Origin of the sequence: Melghirimyces algeriensis (assembly GCF_900182565.1) — a bacterium.
Classification (GTDB): domain Bacteria; phylum Bacillota; class Bacilli; order Thermoactinomycetales; family DSM-45169; genus Melghirimyces; species Melghirimyces algeriensis.
In genome coordinates, this window is record NZ_FXTI01000001.1 from 422,152 (window position 1) to 438,455 (window position 16,304).

General features: G+C 44.8%; 12 protein-coding genes. 9 read left to right on the forward strand and 3 right to left on the reverse strand.

Annotated elements, in window-relative coordinates; all coding sequences use genetic code 11:
* Positions 1 to 168: 168 nt before the first annotated feature.
* Both FN782_RS01935 and FN782_RS01940 read right to left on the reverse strand, forming a co-directional pair.
* Positions 169 to 1,455, reverse strand: coding sequence for a D-arabinono-1,4-lactone oxidase (locus tag FN782_RS01935; protein ID WP_142504075.1), 1,287 nt, complete (start codon positions 1,453 to 1,455; stop codon positions 169 to 171).
* Positions 1,452 to 2,621 carry an amino acid deaminase/aldolase gene (locus FN782_RS01940; RefSeq protein ID WP_142504304.1) on the reverse strand — a complete coding sequence of 390 codons (1,170 nt, stop codon included), beginning with the start codon at positions 2,619 to 2,621 and terminating at the stop codon, positions 1,452 to 1,454. The genes FN782_RS01935 and FN782_RS01940 overlap by 4 nt, the downstream gene beginning before the upstream one ends.
* Before the next feature lie 190 nt (positions 2,622 to 2,811).
* Between FN782_RS01940 and FN782_RS01945 the strand changes: the two genes are divergently transcribed.
* From FN782_RS01945 to FN782_RS01960, 4 genes are all read left to right on the forward strand, one after another.
* A complete protein-coding gene (locus tag FN782_RS01945; protein ID WP_185955977.1) occupies positions 2,812 to 3,789 on the forward strand; it encodes an NAD-dependent epimerase/dehydratase family protein in 978 nt (325 codons plus the stop codon).
* 511 nt (positions 3,790 to 4,300) lie between these two features.
* Positions 4,301 to 5,134, forward strand: coding sequence for a lipoate--protein ligase family protein (locus FN782_RS01950; RefSeq protein ID WP_142504077.1), 834 nt, complete (start codon positions 4,301 to 4,303; stop codon positions 5,132 to 5,134).
* A gap of 28 nt (positions 5,135 to 5,162) precedes the next feature.
* The gene (locus FN782_RS01955; protein ID WP_142504078.1) at positions 5,163 to 5,903 is read left to right on the forward strand and encodes an SDR family oxidoreductase; all 741 of its coding nucleotides are present in this window, start codon (positions 5,163 to 5,165) and stop codon (positions 5,901 to 5,903) included.
* A 160-nt stretch (positions 5,904 to 6,063) separates the two neighbouring features.
* Complete coding sequence (locus FN782_RS01960; protein ID WP_142504079.1) at positions 6,064 to 7,875, forward strand: serine/threonine-protein kinase; 1,812 nt, start codon at positions 6,064 to 6,066, stop codon at positions 7,873 to 7,875.
* A gap of 52 nt (positions 7,876 to 7,927) precedes the next feature.
* Here the strand turns inward: FN782_RS01960 and dat are convergent, their stop codons facing one another.
* Complete coding sequence (gene dat, locus FN782_RS01965) at positions 7,928 to 8,761, reverse strand: D-amino-acid transaminase (protein ID WP_342778334.1); 834 nt, start codon at positions 8,759 to 8,761, stop codon at positions 7,928 to 7,930.
* A gap of 240 nt (positions 8,762 to 9,001) precedes the next feature.
* On the opposite strand from dat, the gene FN782_RS01970 reads away from it, so the two are divergent.
* The 5 genes from FN782_RS01970 to FN782_RS01990 all read left to right on the forward strand — a co-directional run bounded on the left by FN782_RS01970 (position 9,002) and on the right by FN782_RS01990 (position 16,264).
* Positions 9,002 to 12,304 carry a vitamin B12-dependent ribonucleotide reductase gene (locus tag FN782_RS01970; protein WP_142504081.1) on the forward strand — a complete coding sequence of 1,101 codons (3,303 nt, stop codon included), beginning with the start codon at positions 9,002 to 9,004 and terminating at the stop codon, positions 12,302 to 12,304.
* Between the two features lie 167 nt (positions 12,305 to 12,471).
* On the forward strand, positions 12,472 to 13,209 hold the full coding sequence (locus FN782_RS01975) for a metallophosphoesterase (RefSeq protein ID WP_185955978.1): 738 nt from the start codon (positions 12,472 to 12,474) through the stop codon (positions 13,207 to 13,209).
* Between the two features lie 353 nt (positions 13,210 to 13,562).
* Positions 13,563 to 14,600: a LytTR family transcriptional regulator DNA-binding domain-containing protein gene (locus FN782_RS01980; RefSeq protein ID WP_142504083.1), complete on the forward strand. Its 1,038-nt coding sequence runs from the start codon at positions 13,563 to 13,565 to the stop codon at positions 14,598 to 14,600.
* Positions 14,601 to 14,708: 108 nt separating this feature from the next.
* Positions 14,709 to 15,557: an ABC transporter ATP-binding protein gene (locus tag FN782_RS01985; RefSeq protein WP_142504084.1), complete on the forward strand. Its 849-nt coding sequence runs from the start codon at positions 14,709 to 14,711 to the stop codon at positions 15,555 to 15,557.
* On the forward strand, positions 15,554 to 16,264 hold the full coding sequence (locus FN782_RS01990; RefSeq protein WP_142504085.1) for an ABC transporter permease: 711 nt from the start codon (positions 15,554 to 15,556) through the stop codon (positions 16,262 to 16,264). Before FN782_RS01985 ends, FN782_RS01990 begins: the two co-directional genes overlap by 4 nt.
* The last annotated feature ends 40 nt before the right edge of the window (positions 16,265 to 16,304 follow it).

The following is a 16,304-nucleotide window of genomic DNA, read 5'->3' on the forward strand; positions in this document are numbered from 1 at the left end:
TTTGCAGGAGGAAAGAGGTGCGGAAACGGATATTACCCCTTCACCACTTTGTCATGAAGCTCAGATGAAATAAGGTCTTCCTTTCACATTTTTTCCGTTCTTTTGCGGGTCGGTGAAATACCGACCCGCTGTTTTATATCAATCGAAAATAATTACTGGATATCGGATTTATTTCCCAAACAAACGTTTTAGGTATGGATTGAGAAACATGCCGTCTGGGTCCAATTGTTGGCGAATACGTTGAAAGTCGTCCCAACGAGGGTAACGTCTTCGGAGCTCCTCAACTTCCAGGCTATGCGTTTTTCCCCAGTGAGGGCGTCCATCATATTGAAGAAAGATTTGTTCCATTGCATGAAAGTATTCCTGATAAGGCATTCCTTTGTACATGTGGATCGCAATAAACGCGGAGTTTCGTTGATAGGCGGGGCTTAGCCAGATATCATCACGTTTTACAAACCGAACTTCAATGGGGAAATGAACGTAAAATGGTCGTTTATGAAACAATCGGCAGATTTCTTCGATCACTGATGGAAGCGCTTCTGCCGGAATGCTGTATTCCATTTCATTAAAACGGACAAGGCGGGGAGTCGTAAAAAGAGCATGGCTCTCTCCAACTTCTTCAAACTGTGGAACTCCCTTGGCAGATATCTGACTGACCCATCGACTGAAACGGGGGATTTGACGGGCTACTTCTGACAAACACCAGAATGCACCGTTTTCCAGGACCCATTTGTTGAAAGCGGACCACCCGTTTCTTTTAGTGGGAGGGAGGTTCGTTTTGTTCATAAATTTGCACTGTGTAGTCTCTGTATAAGGGAACCAGAAAAATTCAAAATGACGGTTTTTTGTTTTAAATTCCTCCAATCGGTCCAGAACGGTTTGTAGAGGAAGTCGTTGGCTTTTGTAATGTAAGCGGTAGCAAGGTTCCACTCTCATTTGCATTCGGGTGATCAATCCCAAACTGCCCAATGAGACACGGGTGGCATGAAACAGCTCTTCATCCTTCTCTCTTGAACAGGTTCGGATCTTTCCATCGGCTGTCACCAAAGTAATGGATTCCAGCTGATCGGAAAGATTGCCAAACCGGGTGCCGGTTCCATGGGTACCTGTACTGACCGCGCCTGCAATGGATTGTGTGTTGATATCTCCCAGGTTTTCGAGAGAGCATCCCTTTTGAAAAAGCAATTCCCCAAGTGCTTTCAGTTTTGTACCTGCCCAGACGGAACTGAGTCGTTTGTTTGCATCTACATCATCCAAACCTTGCAGTTGGTCGAAAGAAACAAGAATGGCATCTGTTTCGATCAAAGGGGTAAAAGAGTGACCTGATCCCATCACACGGATGGATGATCCCAATTTCCGGGCCTGTTTGACGAGGGTGACAACGTCTTCTTCGGAGACAGGCTGGGTGGATTGATGGGGCGAAAACCGGACAGAGCCAGACCAATTGGTAATCATAAAAAGCACGCTCCTTCCCCTCGATAGGTGGGAAAGCGATCCACGATGGCGCCGTTGGAAACAACAATCAATTCGTTAAAATGTTCGCATAACTCCCCGGCTTTTGCGTGTCGAAAAAATATGGGATCTCCCAGATGAAGTTTAGATTTTAAACGGACAGGAGTTTGCACCTCTCCAGCCCCTTCCATTTTGACCAAGGAGGCACCTTTGGGTAAAAAAGGACGGGGCAGTCGGTCTGAACCGGCAGCTCCCGAAGCGATATATCCCCCTCCGGTACAGGTGTAAACGTCAGATCGGGGCTTTCGGGTGATCTCCAAGGCAAAGCCGGCGGCTGGCTGATAGTGGAGGTTTCTATAATGGTCGAAAAGGGTGGGAGAATAAAATGCTGAACCTACGGTGATTTCCGTTACGGTCTCTTCCTTGGCTGTTTCCGATAGACTGCCGGTTCCCCCACCATTGATAAAACGGGGGGTTAACCCTTCTTGAGAAAGAGCGTCTATCCACTCTTTACGGATACGGGAACACCTTCGTACGGAATGTTTCTTTAACAGACGTATGAGCAGATTTTTAAGTGGCTGATAGGGAGTTTGCTCTCCTACTCCGGCCACTTGTGCTTCATATCCCATCACTCCATCCAATCGAACAGATCTCGACTCATGAATGGTTTTTGCAACCTGCAGAAATGCATCAAGTGTTGACAATGGAGATCGGTATACACCGAAATGAAGCATTGGAAAGGAAACGGACAGATCCATATCCAAACAGACAGGCAGGACAACCTTTTCCCGGTGGGCAATGGATGCAATGCGTTCTACATGTTCATCACAATCAACCATCAGAATGATGGTTTTTCCTTCTTTTACAGCGCAGGCAACCGAGTGAATCATCGCTTCATCCCAAACAGGATAAGCCACGAGCAAATCATCCAATCCGTTTTTTGATAGAAATAGGGCTTCTGATGCTGTGTAACACATGATACCTTGAAAAGGGCTGCCTGTTTGAAGAAGATATTGGATTACGGGAACACATCGAAGGGACTTGCTCGCAATTCGGACCGCTTTGTTACGACAAATGGATTTGACTGTACGGATGTTTTCGTTTAATTGATCCAAATCTAGGAAGGCGAACGGTTTTGGAATGTTGCAGAATAATTTATGGTAATCCATATAATGTTGATTATGAGTTGAATCGGAGAGCAAATGGAAAACCTCCTTTCTGTACATTTTAAAATATTTATAGAAAATTAAATATATTACAATAAATCAATGAGAAATAAAATCAGATCCAAGGGATCGACAGCATCGAATTCCAATCCGTACGATAATGGGAGAGGTTGAAAAGGAAGGGTGTGAATTGATGCGCGTATTGGTTACTGGCGGAACGGGGTTTCTAGGGCGTCACCTAATCCATCCACTGTTGAAGCAGGGAATGGAGGTGACGGTTCTGTATCGTCGCGAATCTGGGAAAGAGCGTTTGCCTGAAATATTGCGTAAAGAAATTCGTTTTGTTAAGGGGGATATCTTAAATCCAGAAAGTCTTCAGGGTTGTTTGCGTGGGATGGAGTGGGTAATCCACACGGCGGGTGAGGTGGCCTGGGGGAGGGGACAACGCAAGAAAATGATGGACAGCCATATAACCGGGACAAAAAACATGGTGTCAGAAGCGATGTCTTCCGATGTGAGCCGTTTTATCCAGACCAGTTCTGCCGCTGCTGTGGGCTTTTCTTTGAATGGTTCCTCTGTGGATGAGACATTTCCCTTTAATGGAGATCGTCTGAACAATGGTTATGCCATGGCGAAACGGCAAGCGGAGCAGCTTGTAATGAAGGAAGCACACACAGGAAGACTGCCTGGAGTTGTGGTGAATCCAACGGTGATTATGGGGGAATCACACCCTGGATTCATCAAAGAAGTGGCCCGTGGGAAACTGAGGTTCGCACTTGAGGGAGGAGTAAACATATGCGACATTAATGATGTCGTTCAAGGTCATTTGCTGGCTGCAAAGAAAGGAAGGGTTGGGGAGCGATATATTCTGGGAGGAACTGACTTGTCTCTTCGTCGTCTGTTCCAAGAAGTTGCAGATTGTGCAGGAACCGGTCAAACGATTGCAACCCTTCCAAGATGGATGGCTTTGGGAGCATCAGTTGTTGGAGAGGCTGTTGGCTATATCAAAGGCAAGGAAGCTCCATTAGCCTGGGATATCGCTCGGTTATCCGGTACCAACATTTATTATCGGTCCACCAAGGCGGAACAGGAATTGGGATATAAACGCCGTTCTCTCACAATGACCATTCAAAGCTGTATAGAATGGATGCAGAAAAACAATTGCCTTTAAACGAACGATTTGTCGCTGATTTTTAGGAAATGCGAGCGGGAATCCTCCCCATTTCAATGGGGTAGATGAAAGCGAGCGACTACGGGTGACCGAAGGAAATGCCTGTGGTGCACTTACTTTGGTCGCACCATGGGCACTTCCTTCGGTCGTCGGACGAGGGGGGTTAACCCCCCTCGCAAGTCCGACAATTTTTGGTATACTTAAAGTACGAGCGGAAACTCGTTAAACGATTTGTACCTTGAAAACCGAATCGTATGGGGTTGTGGTGAGGAAGGAACAGTCACCACGTAAAACGAATCCTGTCATGTGGAAAGATCCACAAAACCATTTTCACCATGTACCGTAGGAACTACGGGAAGTGAAGCTCGCGGAGAGTACCGCCTGGGCTCGATGAACCGAGAAGCTCTACCACTTTCGTGGAGAGCAGTTCACAAACGATAAAATAGAGGTGAATCAAAATTTCACATGAGTGATATTGTGTTTGGATTCAAATCAGAAGGGCTGGTATCGAATGGGGAAAACTTGGCGACTTTTACATACTGGATGGAAAGACAGCGCTGAAAATATGGCGATTGATGAAGCGATACTCATTGCTCACAGTGAGGGGAGAGTTCCCCCTACCATTCGCTTTTATGGATGGAATCCGGCAACCCTCACCATTGGGTACTTTCAGAGAGTGAATAAAGAGATTGATTTGAACCGTGTCCAAGAAAGAGGTTTGGGTTTTGTCCGACGCCCCACTGGTGGACGTGCCGTTCTCCATGATCAGGAAGTGACCTATAGCGTCATTGTTGAAGAAGGGTATCCGGGGATGCCCACTTCTGTCACCCAATCGTATCGTGCGATCAGCATGGGGTTATTGCATGGTTTTCGAAACTTGGGACTTCAGGGAGAAATGATTCCCTTAGAAACGGAAGAGGAGAAGAGAAAATATGCTTCTTTGGGCTCTGCAGCCTGTTTTGACTCCCCTTCCAACTATGAATTGGTGATAGAGGGGCGAAAAGTGGCTGGAAGCGCCCAGACCCGACAGCGGGGTGTCATTTTGCAGCATGGCTCGATTCTCCTTGGGTTGGATGTGGATTTATTGTTTGATGTACTCCGTTTTCCTTCCGATTCAGTCAAGGAACGGATGAAGAAAGGCTTTATAAAGAAGGCAGTGGCAATTAACGAACTGAAGGGCGATCCGGTTTCCTTTGAGAAAGCTGTTCAGGCGTTTTCCAAGGGATTTGAAAGCGGAATGAAGATCCAGCTAAAACCGAGTGAACTTACCCGTTATGAACAGGAGTTGGCACAACAGCTTGTAGAATCCCGTTATGGACAGGATAAATGGAATTTTAAAAGATAATTGGGAAGTAGAACATGGAGGGAAGAAAATGAAATTAAGAGGAAAAACAGCAGTCATTACAGGAGCGAGTAGTGGAATCGGTGAAGCGACTGCATTTCACTTGGCAAAAGAAGGGGCCCAAGTGGTGCTGGTTGCACGGCGGAAGGATCGTTTAAATGAACTTGCGGAGAAGATTCGTACGGAGACAGATGCCCAGGTTTTACCCATTCCTGCGGATGTGACAAAACGGGAAGAAGTGGAAGCTGTGATCCGTCAGACGGAAAAAGAATTGGGAGCGGTGGATATTCTGGTAAACAATGCGGGTGTGATGCTTCTTTCTTTTCTGGAAAAAGGGAAGGTGGAAGAGTGGGAGCGCATGGTGGATGTCAATATCAAAGGCGTGTTGTTTGGTGTTTATGCGGTATTGCCGGGTATGATGAAGAGAGGAAGCGGTCATATTGTAAATGTTTCTTCTGTGGCAGGACATGAAGTGTTTCCGTCATCTTCCGTATACAGTGCTACGAAGTATGCTGTTCGTGCACTTTCAGCAGGGATCGAAAAGGAGCTCTCCCGTTGTGGAATTCGGGTTACCAATGTCTCTCCCGGAGCCGTGGAGACTGAATTAACCCATCATATAACGGATACAGATGTGATCGATCAATTTGCCAAACGCTCAATGACAAAATTGGAGTCAGAAGATATTGCTCGATCCATTGTATATGCAGTTACCCAACCGGAAAATGTCAATGTAAATGAAGTGATCGTTCGTCCAACCAACCACAATAAATGAAAACGCTTTATCGGTGATGGAAACAATGTTTAGGTTTTATTATTTATCAATGAAATAGCCGACAAAGTGTTGTCGAATTTTCATGAACTATGTCATAATAAACATCGACATAGTTCATTTTTTTATTCTATTTTCGTACTAATATTTAGGAGGTAGTGCTATGAGGTCCACGGATAAAAAGAGGGGCCGTTATTATGAGCATTACCAAGTGGAAGATGTCCTAACGTTTTTTTCTGGTCAACTGATTTCAGCGAAGTCGCCGGACGGGATGCAGGTTCTCCTCCAGGAGATTACTGCCAATAAGACGTTACCGTCGGGTTTGAAGGAATTACTGACCAATTTGGATAATGAACACTTGGCCCCGGTTTTAGATGTGATTGAAGAGCAGGATCGAATTGTGCTGGTTCATCCCCCTTTAAAAGGTGAACCGCTCTTCCTTCTGGTGGAGCCTAGACATGGAATGGACCCTGCCCAAGCCCTTTCGATTTTTCAAAAGCTGTTGCGCACAGCGGTCCGGCTGGAGAAATCCCCCATTCCGCTCTTTACAACATTACACCCGCGCAATATTATTTTGGAGGGAAACCGACCCTTTGTTTTATTTGTTAGTTTTGAAAAATTTTCCAAAAATCAGGCAGATGAGAAGTGGCGTTTCCTCCTTTATTTTTTATTGACGGGTTTCCAATTGGACCAACCACTAACCGACCCTGAGTCGGATCGAAATATTCGCGAATTGCCCAAGCCGTTGAAAGATTTGGTGTTATTATCGATGGACCCGGAGCAGACGATGGAGAGTGTTTTGGAGGTTGCTGAACAAACAGCGGTCCCCAAAACGCAAAAATCCTCCTCTCCAAAAAGAAAGGTTCCATCCAAGAAACTGGTCTATCCGGCGGTAGCGGTGGTACTGCTTATTGTCGGGGCGATTTTTGGCGGACAACTGATTTGGGACAACGAGGATGCGGCGGCAGAAATAGAGAAAGAAGCAGAAAGAGAATTGCGTCTCAAGGGAAAAAGTACTTATTCCGATATTTCTTTTAATGATGAGAAACCGGTCTCAAAATCTCTCCCGCCGTCTATCAAGGGATCTTTTCATATTTTTGGAGAGCTTGTGCAAAAAGAAGGGAAACCGTTTTCGATTTCCCTGGCGTCGGAAAATGTGGACTCCAACTTTGGACTTCAAGTGGATGAGGAAGGAACGGTACGCCTGTTCCAATTTGTCAGTGGGGAGACATTTGATCTGACGAAGACGGGGAATAATTTTAAAATTGAACCCAACCATAAATACAGAATGGATGTCTATTACATACCTGGACAACCGTTTCGGGTGGCTGTGTCAGAAGTGGGGAAGGATAAAAAATGGGTGGCTGTCGGGAAGGTTCCCATAGAATCCAGATTTAAAGTGGAATTGAAAGGGGTAAAAGGAACCCATTTTAACCGTCCCACGATTTCCGAGGTTCAAACAGAAAGTGAATCGCTTTCCACATGGATGAACTGGCAACCCTGGCTGTTGATTAAAGGAAATGGTGTGATAAAGGATAACGTTTTTGATGTAAGTCCAAATTCCCATATTCAAATGAAGGATAAAAATGCATCCTTTGCCTTTAAGCGGGAAGATGATTTTGTCGGTGATCCTCTCCAACTGGAATTGGAGAGTGCGGATGGTGACCGCTATCTCGTAAATTGGTTGGAAGACGGGAAAGTTGAGCTCATGGGAATGGGTTACAAATCGTTGGGAAGTATCGATATGCAAACCGATTGGAGTCCAACGACGGAATCCAGAGTATCGGTTACCAATGAGTCTGGAAAGATGAGCATCGAACTGGAACATAACAATGTAAAACGATCGATTCATACTTACTTTTCAGGTGTGAAACGAGATGATAACCAGAGTGCTTATGTTCAGACCAGCACACCGATTCAACTGAAACATATTTCAATCATTACGAAGGATAAAATCTATCTGATGAATGAATAGATCATTTGAAACGCCTTGGCCAATTGGCCAAGGCGTTTTGTGGTTTGGAGTTTTATCCAATCTGTTTCTCAAAAGCTTCCTGAAGACGGCGGGTGATCGGGCCGGGTTTTCCCTCACCGACTGGTCGGCCGTCAATGGAAACCACAGGTGTAACTTCCATTGTGGTGGAAGTAATAAAGACTTCATCCGCTTGAAACAGTTTATCAACAGAAGTGACTTTTTCATTAACGGGAATGTTCAGCTCATGTGCTATATTTAATACCACTTGTCTGGTAATACCGTGAAGAATGAGATGATTTGCAGGGTGTGTATACAATTGACCGTCTTGCACAATAAATACATTGGTGGAGCTGCCTTCCGTTACCCGACCGTCCCGATGGAGAATGGCTTCCTGGCATCCACGGTCCACGGCGTTTTGTTTGGCCAGTACGGCTCCCAATAGATTCAAGGATTTAATATCACAGCGCAGCCAACGAATATCTTCGTCGGTAATGGCTTGGATTCCTTTTTTTAAAGCTTCAAACGGACGAGGAGCTTTCATCGTATAGGCTACGATATTGGGTTGCGTGTTCTTGCTGGGAAAGGCATGTGTGCGTGGAGCTGTTCCACGACTGGCCTGCAAATAGACATTCCCTTCCTGGAGTCGATTATGACTGACAAGTTCTTGCAACAGGTCTTTGAGTCGCTCCGATGAGAAGGGAAGAGAGAGACGGATTTCCTCAGCACTTTTCATAAAGCGGTTCACATGAGGGTCCAGACAATACATGTTTCCTTCATATACCCGAATCACTTCATAAATACCATCACCAAATTGATAACCTCGATCTTCAATATCCACTTGGGCTTGCCTTCTAGAGACCAGTTGATCGTCCAATAAAATGATCATGATTTCTGCCTCCTGACGGAAAGTGTTTACATCCAGTCTGCCTGATTTCTAGCAGGATGGCAACTGTTATTCATCATAAATGAAGTTTAAAGTAAAAAAACGATGAAAGATCATCATATGATCGGGAAAAGTTCAATTTTAATCAATATATAGTATGGTACAATAAAATAAAATCAATATATTGCGGTTCATACACTTGGATCGATGATTGAATCGCAATAGGAGCCCTGAAAGGGGGAAGTGTGTTTGAAAATCAAGCGTTACTTTACGCATAAAGGACAAAATCCTTATGAATCTGTTGAATATGTTCGGCGGGATTGTCGGATTACCAATCCGGATGGCTCCGTTGTTTTTGAAATGAAAGGAGCAGAGGTCCCCAAATCCTGGTCACAGGTCGCCACGGATATCATGATTTCAAAGTATTTTCGCAAGGCGGGAGTACCCCAGTTTGATGAAGACGGAGAGTTGATGACTGATGAGAATGGAGCATCGGTTACCGGTCCGGAGCGAAGTGTTAAACAGGTGATTCACCGTTTGGTGGGTTGCTGGTGTCATTGGGGAAAGAAGTATGGGTATTTTCATACAGAAGACGATGTACAGGCCTTTTATGATGAATTGGTCTATATGATCCTCAATCAAATGGCAGCTCCAAATTCGCCTCAGTGGTTTAACACAGGCTTGGCGTATGCATATGGGATCAAAGGAAAGCCCCAGGGTCATTATTATGTGGACCCGGAAACAGAAGAGCTTTGCGAAGGGGAAGATGCCTATACCCATCCTCAACCGCATGCTTGTTTTATTCAATCTGTGGAGGATGATTTGGTCAATGAAGGAGGGATTATGGACCTTTGGGTTCGAGAGGCGCGTCTGTTTAAATATGGAAGCGGAACAGGTTCCAACTTTTCCACGATTCGCGGCAAAGGAGAGCCTCTTTCCGGTGGCGGTACTTCATCAGGTCTTCTGTCTTTTCTTAAAATCGGAGATCGGGCAGCAGGTGCCATTAAATCAGGAGGTACCACCCGGCGCGCGGCAAAAATGGTTACCTTGGATTTGGATCATCCGGATGTGGAAGCATTCATCAACTGGAAATCCAATGAAGAAAAGAAAGTTCGAGCTCTGATTGAAGCTGGATATGATCCTTCCTTTGACGGAGAAGCCTATGAGACTGTTTCAGGACAGAATTCCAACAATTCGGTTCGGATTCCTCATGCGTTTTTTCATTGTTTGGAGGAAGACGGTGGATGGGATCTCATCCGGCGAACGGATGATCAAGTGAGTAAAACGGTGCCCGCAAAAGAACTTTGGCGTCAAATCGCCAAAGCTGCATGGGAATGCGCAGATCCTGGGGTGCAGTATGACGGAACGATTAACGAATGGCATACCTGTCCAAGTGGAATGGATGGACAACGGGATGCCCGTCATAATCGGATCAATGCATCCAACCCGTGTTCTGAGTATATGTTCTTGGACAATACCGCCTGTAACTTGGCATCTTTGAACCTGATCAAGTTTTTTGATCTGGAACATACCCGTTTTGATATTCCAGCGTTAAAACATGCAACCCGACTCTGGACGATTGTATTGGAAATTTCTGTGCTGATGGCTCAATATCCATCTCAGGAAATTGCGAAACGTTCTTATGAATACCGGACATTGGGGTTAGGGTATGCCAATATCGGAACGGTATTGATGATATCCGGAATCCCTTATGACTCGGATGAAGCGTTATCTCTTACCGGTGCAGTTACGGCTATCATGACAGGAACCGCTTACGCAACTTCAGCGGAGATGGCTGAGGAATTGGGACCGTTTAAGGCGTATCCTGTGAACCGGGAGCATATGCTTCGTGTCATTCGCAACCACCGTCGAGCGGCTTATTATGCTTCTGACAGTGAGTATGAAGATCTTATGGTTCACCCTATGGGCATTCATCCTACGTACTGTCCACCAGATCTGTTGGAGGCGGCCCGCAGCAGTTGGGATGAAGCATTGGAAAAAGGGGAGAAGTACGGTTATCGAAATGCCCAGACTACCCTGTTGGCACCGACGGGAACGATCGGTCTTTTGATGGATTGTGATACAACCGGAGTAGAACCTGACTTTGCTTTGGTGAAATTTAAAAAGTTGGCTGGTGGCGGCTATTTTAAAATTGCCAATCAGTCCATTCGACCAGCTTTGAAGAATCTGGGTTACTTGGAGGAGGAGATACGGGATATTTTAGCTTATGTGACCGGAACGCTAACATTGTCCCAAGCTCCACATATCAATCGGGAATCCTTGAAGGAGAAAGGGTTGACTGATGAAGAACTGGATTGCGTGGAAGCAGTCTTGCCTACCGTTTTTGAGCTTTCTTTTGCCTTTAACCCTCTGACATTGGGGGAGGCTACAATGAAACGTCTGGGATTTGATCCGGACGAATATCAGTCAACCGACTTTGATTTTCTTCGTGCACTTGGGTTTACCCGTGCACAGATTGAAGAGGCAAACGGTGTAATCTGCGGTCAGATGACAACGGAAGGAGCTCCACATCTAAAAGAAGAACACTATCCGGTGTTTGATACGGCTAATCCCTGTGGAAAGCGGGGAAAACGGTTTATTCACTACATGGGGCATCTTCGTATGATGGCGGCTGCACAACCTTTCCTTTCCGGGGCGATCTCCAAGACGATCAATATGCCGGAATCCTCCACGGAGGAAGATATTCAGCAGGCATATATTGAAGGATGGAAGCTAGGTTTGAAGGCGGTTGCATTATACCGTGATGGGTCCAAAAGCTCCCAACCGCTTCATTCCCGAAGGGAACACAAGGAGGAAGAGGAGACGGATCAAACGGAGGATGCGTTGGCTGATTTCCTGACGGCAGCTACCTCTTCGCTCAAGGAAGTTGTTTCCAAAAAACATGTTCCCAGTGTTCGACAACGGTTGCCGCGAAAACGGGATGGGATCACTCAAGAAGCACGAGTAGCAGGCCATAAGATTTTTGTTCGTACAGGTGAATATGAAGATGGTTCCTTGGGTGAGATATTTATTGATATGCACAAAGCGGGCAGTACGATGCGTGGTTTGCTTGATGCTTTTGCAGTGGCTGTCTCACTTGGTTTGCAACATGGTGTTCCATTGGAAAAATATATTCGATCAATGACCTTCACCCGCTTTGAACCGGCAGGCACCGTAAGCCATCCCAATATCAAAATGGCCACTTCTGTGATTGATTATGTTTTCCGTTTTCTTGGGATGGAATATTTGGGCCGAACGGATTTTGTCCAAGTCCCTCCTAAAAAGGAAGAGCTTCGGATTTATGCGAACCATTGGAAGCGGGAGCGTCTGCAATCGGAAGAACCGAAGGGGCAAATGAAAACACCGATGGATACCCCTTCAGAGTTGAGAGAAGCGAAGGACGAGCGGGAAGTACCCCAAGATAATATGGAAGCGATTCGTGCTTCCAGTGGTGCTCCTCTTTGTATTGAATGTGGGGGCATGACCAAACGAAACGGCTCCTGTTACGTTTGTTTGGATTGTGGTGCCACGACCGGATGCTCCTGACTTGAATGGAAATGATCCCGCAACACAAGTTTGGATGCGGGATCATTTCTTTTTAACCACCCCAAGGGATAACCTCTTTCCTCCACTTGGCGATCCTTTCCTTTCTCATGGTATAATGGTACTCATTCATGCTGTTGGTGTACTCGAAAAAAGGAAGTGGACAAAGCTTGAGTATTTATGCGATCAGTGACTTACATCTTTCCTTTAATAAACCGGTAGGTCTTTATGATGTGGATTTTGATCAAGATGTTGACAAGCCTATGGATATTTTCGGTTGGACGCGCCACTATGACCGGATTCGGGATCACTGGTTGAACATTGTCCGTCCGGAAGATACCGTATTGATCCCTGGAGATATCAGTTGGGCTCTTAAACTGGAGAAAGCTCGGTATGACTTCGATTGGATTCATGCATTGCCGGGGAAGAAGGTTTTATCTCCCGGCAATCACTGCTATTACGCGCAAAGTAAGAAGAAAGTCAGAGATTCTCTTCCAGATGGAATGGAATGGATCGATGCCGATTATACATTGGTGGAAGGGAAGGTAGTCGTTGCGACCCGCGGTTGGAATCTTCCAGGGGACAGGTTGTGGGATGAAGAAAGGGATCGAAAAATCTATGAAAGACAGGTTGGACGGTTAAGAATTGCTCTGGAATCTGCGGCTAAGCATCACCCTGAAAAAGATCGCATTGCGATGTTGCATTATCCGCCGGTTACTCCCCGAAGTTCAACATCTGGGTTTATGGATCTCCTGAAAGAATTTGGCGTGAAAGCATGCGTATATGGCCACTTGCACGGGCAAGCCCATCGGGATGCGGTGGAAGGTTTGGTTGAAGGCGTTCAGTTGCAACTGGTCTCCTGTGATTATATTGATTTTACTCCGATCCCCGTCCGTTTGGATCATTGATTTCTGCGACCTTTCTTTCGCTTTGGTACATCGCTATGCCTTTAGGAATTGTGAGCGTAAAATCCTCCTCATTTCAATGAGGAGATGAAAGTGAGCGTTGCTCTGCATCCTTTTTGTGGGGATGCAGAGCAACGCTCTAAAACACGCACGAACATGTGTCTACAATTCAATTGCCATATGGTCTGGTCGGTTAAATATCGTGGAGAAAACGTTTGAAAAATGGTGAAAAGGCTGGTTAAGAAGCGCTATGACAGCTTTACCTACCCCCAAAGTGGTTACAAGCTTGAAGGGAAATACCTGAAACTGTCAAAGATCGGGAGTTCCAAATTAATGGTTCTTAAAGGGGGGTTGTTATGTCTGTTCTAAAAATGATCGACGTTGAAAAGCATTGTCAAGACAGAGTCATCTTCCCTTCATTTCAATTAGAGGTGGCTGGGGGAAATGTGATCGCACTCCTTTCAAGTACGGATGTTCGCCAAGCCCTGCTCAACATGGTGGCAGGAAAAGAGCTGATTTACAATGGTGAAATATGGATTAAGAATAAAAAAATCACAAGAAATAGATCTCATTTCTCGGAATTGGGAGTTTTATTTTTGAATGAAGGTGTCTATGAACGATTGTGTGTGAAGGATCATCTTCTTTTTTATAAACGCTTGTATGATTCGAAACTAACCATGGAGTCTGTTTATCAACTGACGCAGTTAAGTGAGAAAAAATATGCCCAAGTGAAAGAATTGTCTTATTCAGAGGTCCGACGCCTTCAGACGGCAAAATTGCTGTTTGGGGACCCATCCCTGTTTATTTTGGAGGAACCGGACCAAAATGTGGATCTTGAAACCAAAGGCATTTTATTAAACATCATCTCCTTTTTACAGAAGAAAGGAAAGGGAATCGTCGTTCTGACGGGTAATATGGAAAGTGCGATCACATTAACGGATAAAATCTACCGCCTTGACGAAAAGGGATTGCAGGAAATGGACATGAAGGATGATCGGTCAGGGAAGGAAGAAACGGATTTGCTGGTTGAAAGAAATGAGGTACCCATACCGATGCCATTTCAAAAAATCCCAACCAAAGTAAATGAAAAAATCATTCTGTTTGATCCGTCAGAGGTGGATTATATCGAGAGTTACTCCGGACAGTCACATGTACATATTGGAGAAGAAGCATTCCCGTGTGTATTTACATTGAACAAGCTGGAAGCGAAACTCACATCATTCGGCTTCTTCCGTTGTCATCGCTCATATATTGTTAATTTACAAAAAGTGCGAGAGGTGATTACCTGGACCAGAAACAGTTACAGCTTAAAATTGGAAAATAAAGTAGGCTCTGAGATTCCCCTTTCTAAAAATAAAATGGCTGAATTAAAGGATCTGTTGGAGTTGAAATAGCTCCATTCACCCCGAAATAGACGCTTCTGATCGGAAAAATGCTGTTTTTCATCCGCTGTTTCCCTAATATGATGATTGAAACGCTTCATATTGATGCGGAGGGATAACATGGAAAGCGTAATCGCAGTAAATTCCTTGGTAAAGGTCTTTTCGGACAAAACGGTTCTGGATCATCTTCAGTTCAAGGTTTATAAAGGGGAGATCTTCGGTTTTTTGGGACCCAGTGGAGCAGGGAAAACCGTAACTATCAAAATATTGACAGGTCAATTGTCTCCTACGGATGGAAGTGCGTATGTTTTTGATGTCCCTTCAACAGAGATTAACTCGCCCCAATATCTCAAAAAGCTGGGTATTATGACTGACAACAGCGGTTTGTATCAGCGATTGACCATTTATGATAATCTCAAGCTGTATTGTGAACTTTACCGGGTTTCGGTCAAACGGATTGGCGACGTTTTAGAGATGGTTCAGTTACAGGATGTACAGAAAAAAAACGTTGCCACTCTTTCGAAAGGGATGACTCAACGTGTCATCTTAGCACGTGCGCTTTTACATGAACCGGAATTGTTGTTTTTGGATGAACCAACGGCTGCGTTAGATCCTGTGAATTCAAAGCATATACACAAAGGGTTGCTTGAATTAAAGGAAAAAGGTACAACCATTTTTTTAACAACGCATGATATGAATGAAGCAGAGAGCGTATGTGATCGTGTGGCCTTTTTGGACAAGGGAAAGATCCAATTGTTAAACAAACCGAAGAGGTTGCGACAAAGGTTTTCTGATGCAACAATGACGCTGGAATTAGTGGATGGAAGCACGGTTGTATTGGAAAACGGCTCAGAAAACGCTCAAAAGGTCTATGAATATATGTTGGCAAACCAAATTGTATCCATACACACCAATGAACCGACACTGGGTGATATTTTTGTCCATGTAACAGGGAGGGAACTTGTATGAATGTATCCATGAGGCGTGTGTATGCGATATTTGTCAAGGATTTCAAGGAATTATCCAAAAATATGTATGTATTGACCACTCTGCTGACGCCGTTACTGTTGGCTTTTGTTTTTGGTCAAGCAGAGACTGTATCATTAAAGATTCAGCTTATGATTATCAACATAACGTTTGTTTCGGTGACTGCTTTTGTTCAATCAGCCATTATCGCAGAAGAAAAAGAAAAGAACACGTTGCGAGGCTTAATGATGTCTCCGGCTTCCACCGCAGATATTCTTGGAGGAAAGAGCTTATTAAGTGTGATATTAACGGTGGGTACCATGATTCTTTGTCTTTTGATCACAGATTTTCACTTGATCAATGAGCCGATGCTCTTGTTGGCATTGCTCATTTCTCTTGTATTTTATGCAGGATTGGGAACGCTCTTGGGGTTATGGACAAAATCTTTATTGGAAGCCTCCGTTGCAATTGTTCCGGTGATTTTTATTTTGGGAATGGGAACATTGTTTCAAAAATTAATACAACCCTATCCCCTGTTGAAATTCATGGAATATTTCCCGAACTTTCAATTGGAATTTTTAACAGAAGCTGTTGAAAGGGAAGCCAGTTTCGGAGAGGTATTGGGATATTTCGGGGTAATCACTGGATGGACCGTTTTGGTGTTGATTGTAACAGTGACTGTGTATCGGAAACGATCCATGGATGAATAATGGATGGAAAAAAGCGCTTTTACTCTTGTAAAAGCGCTTT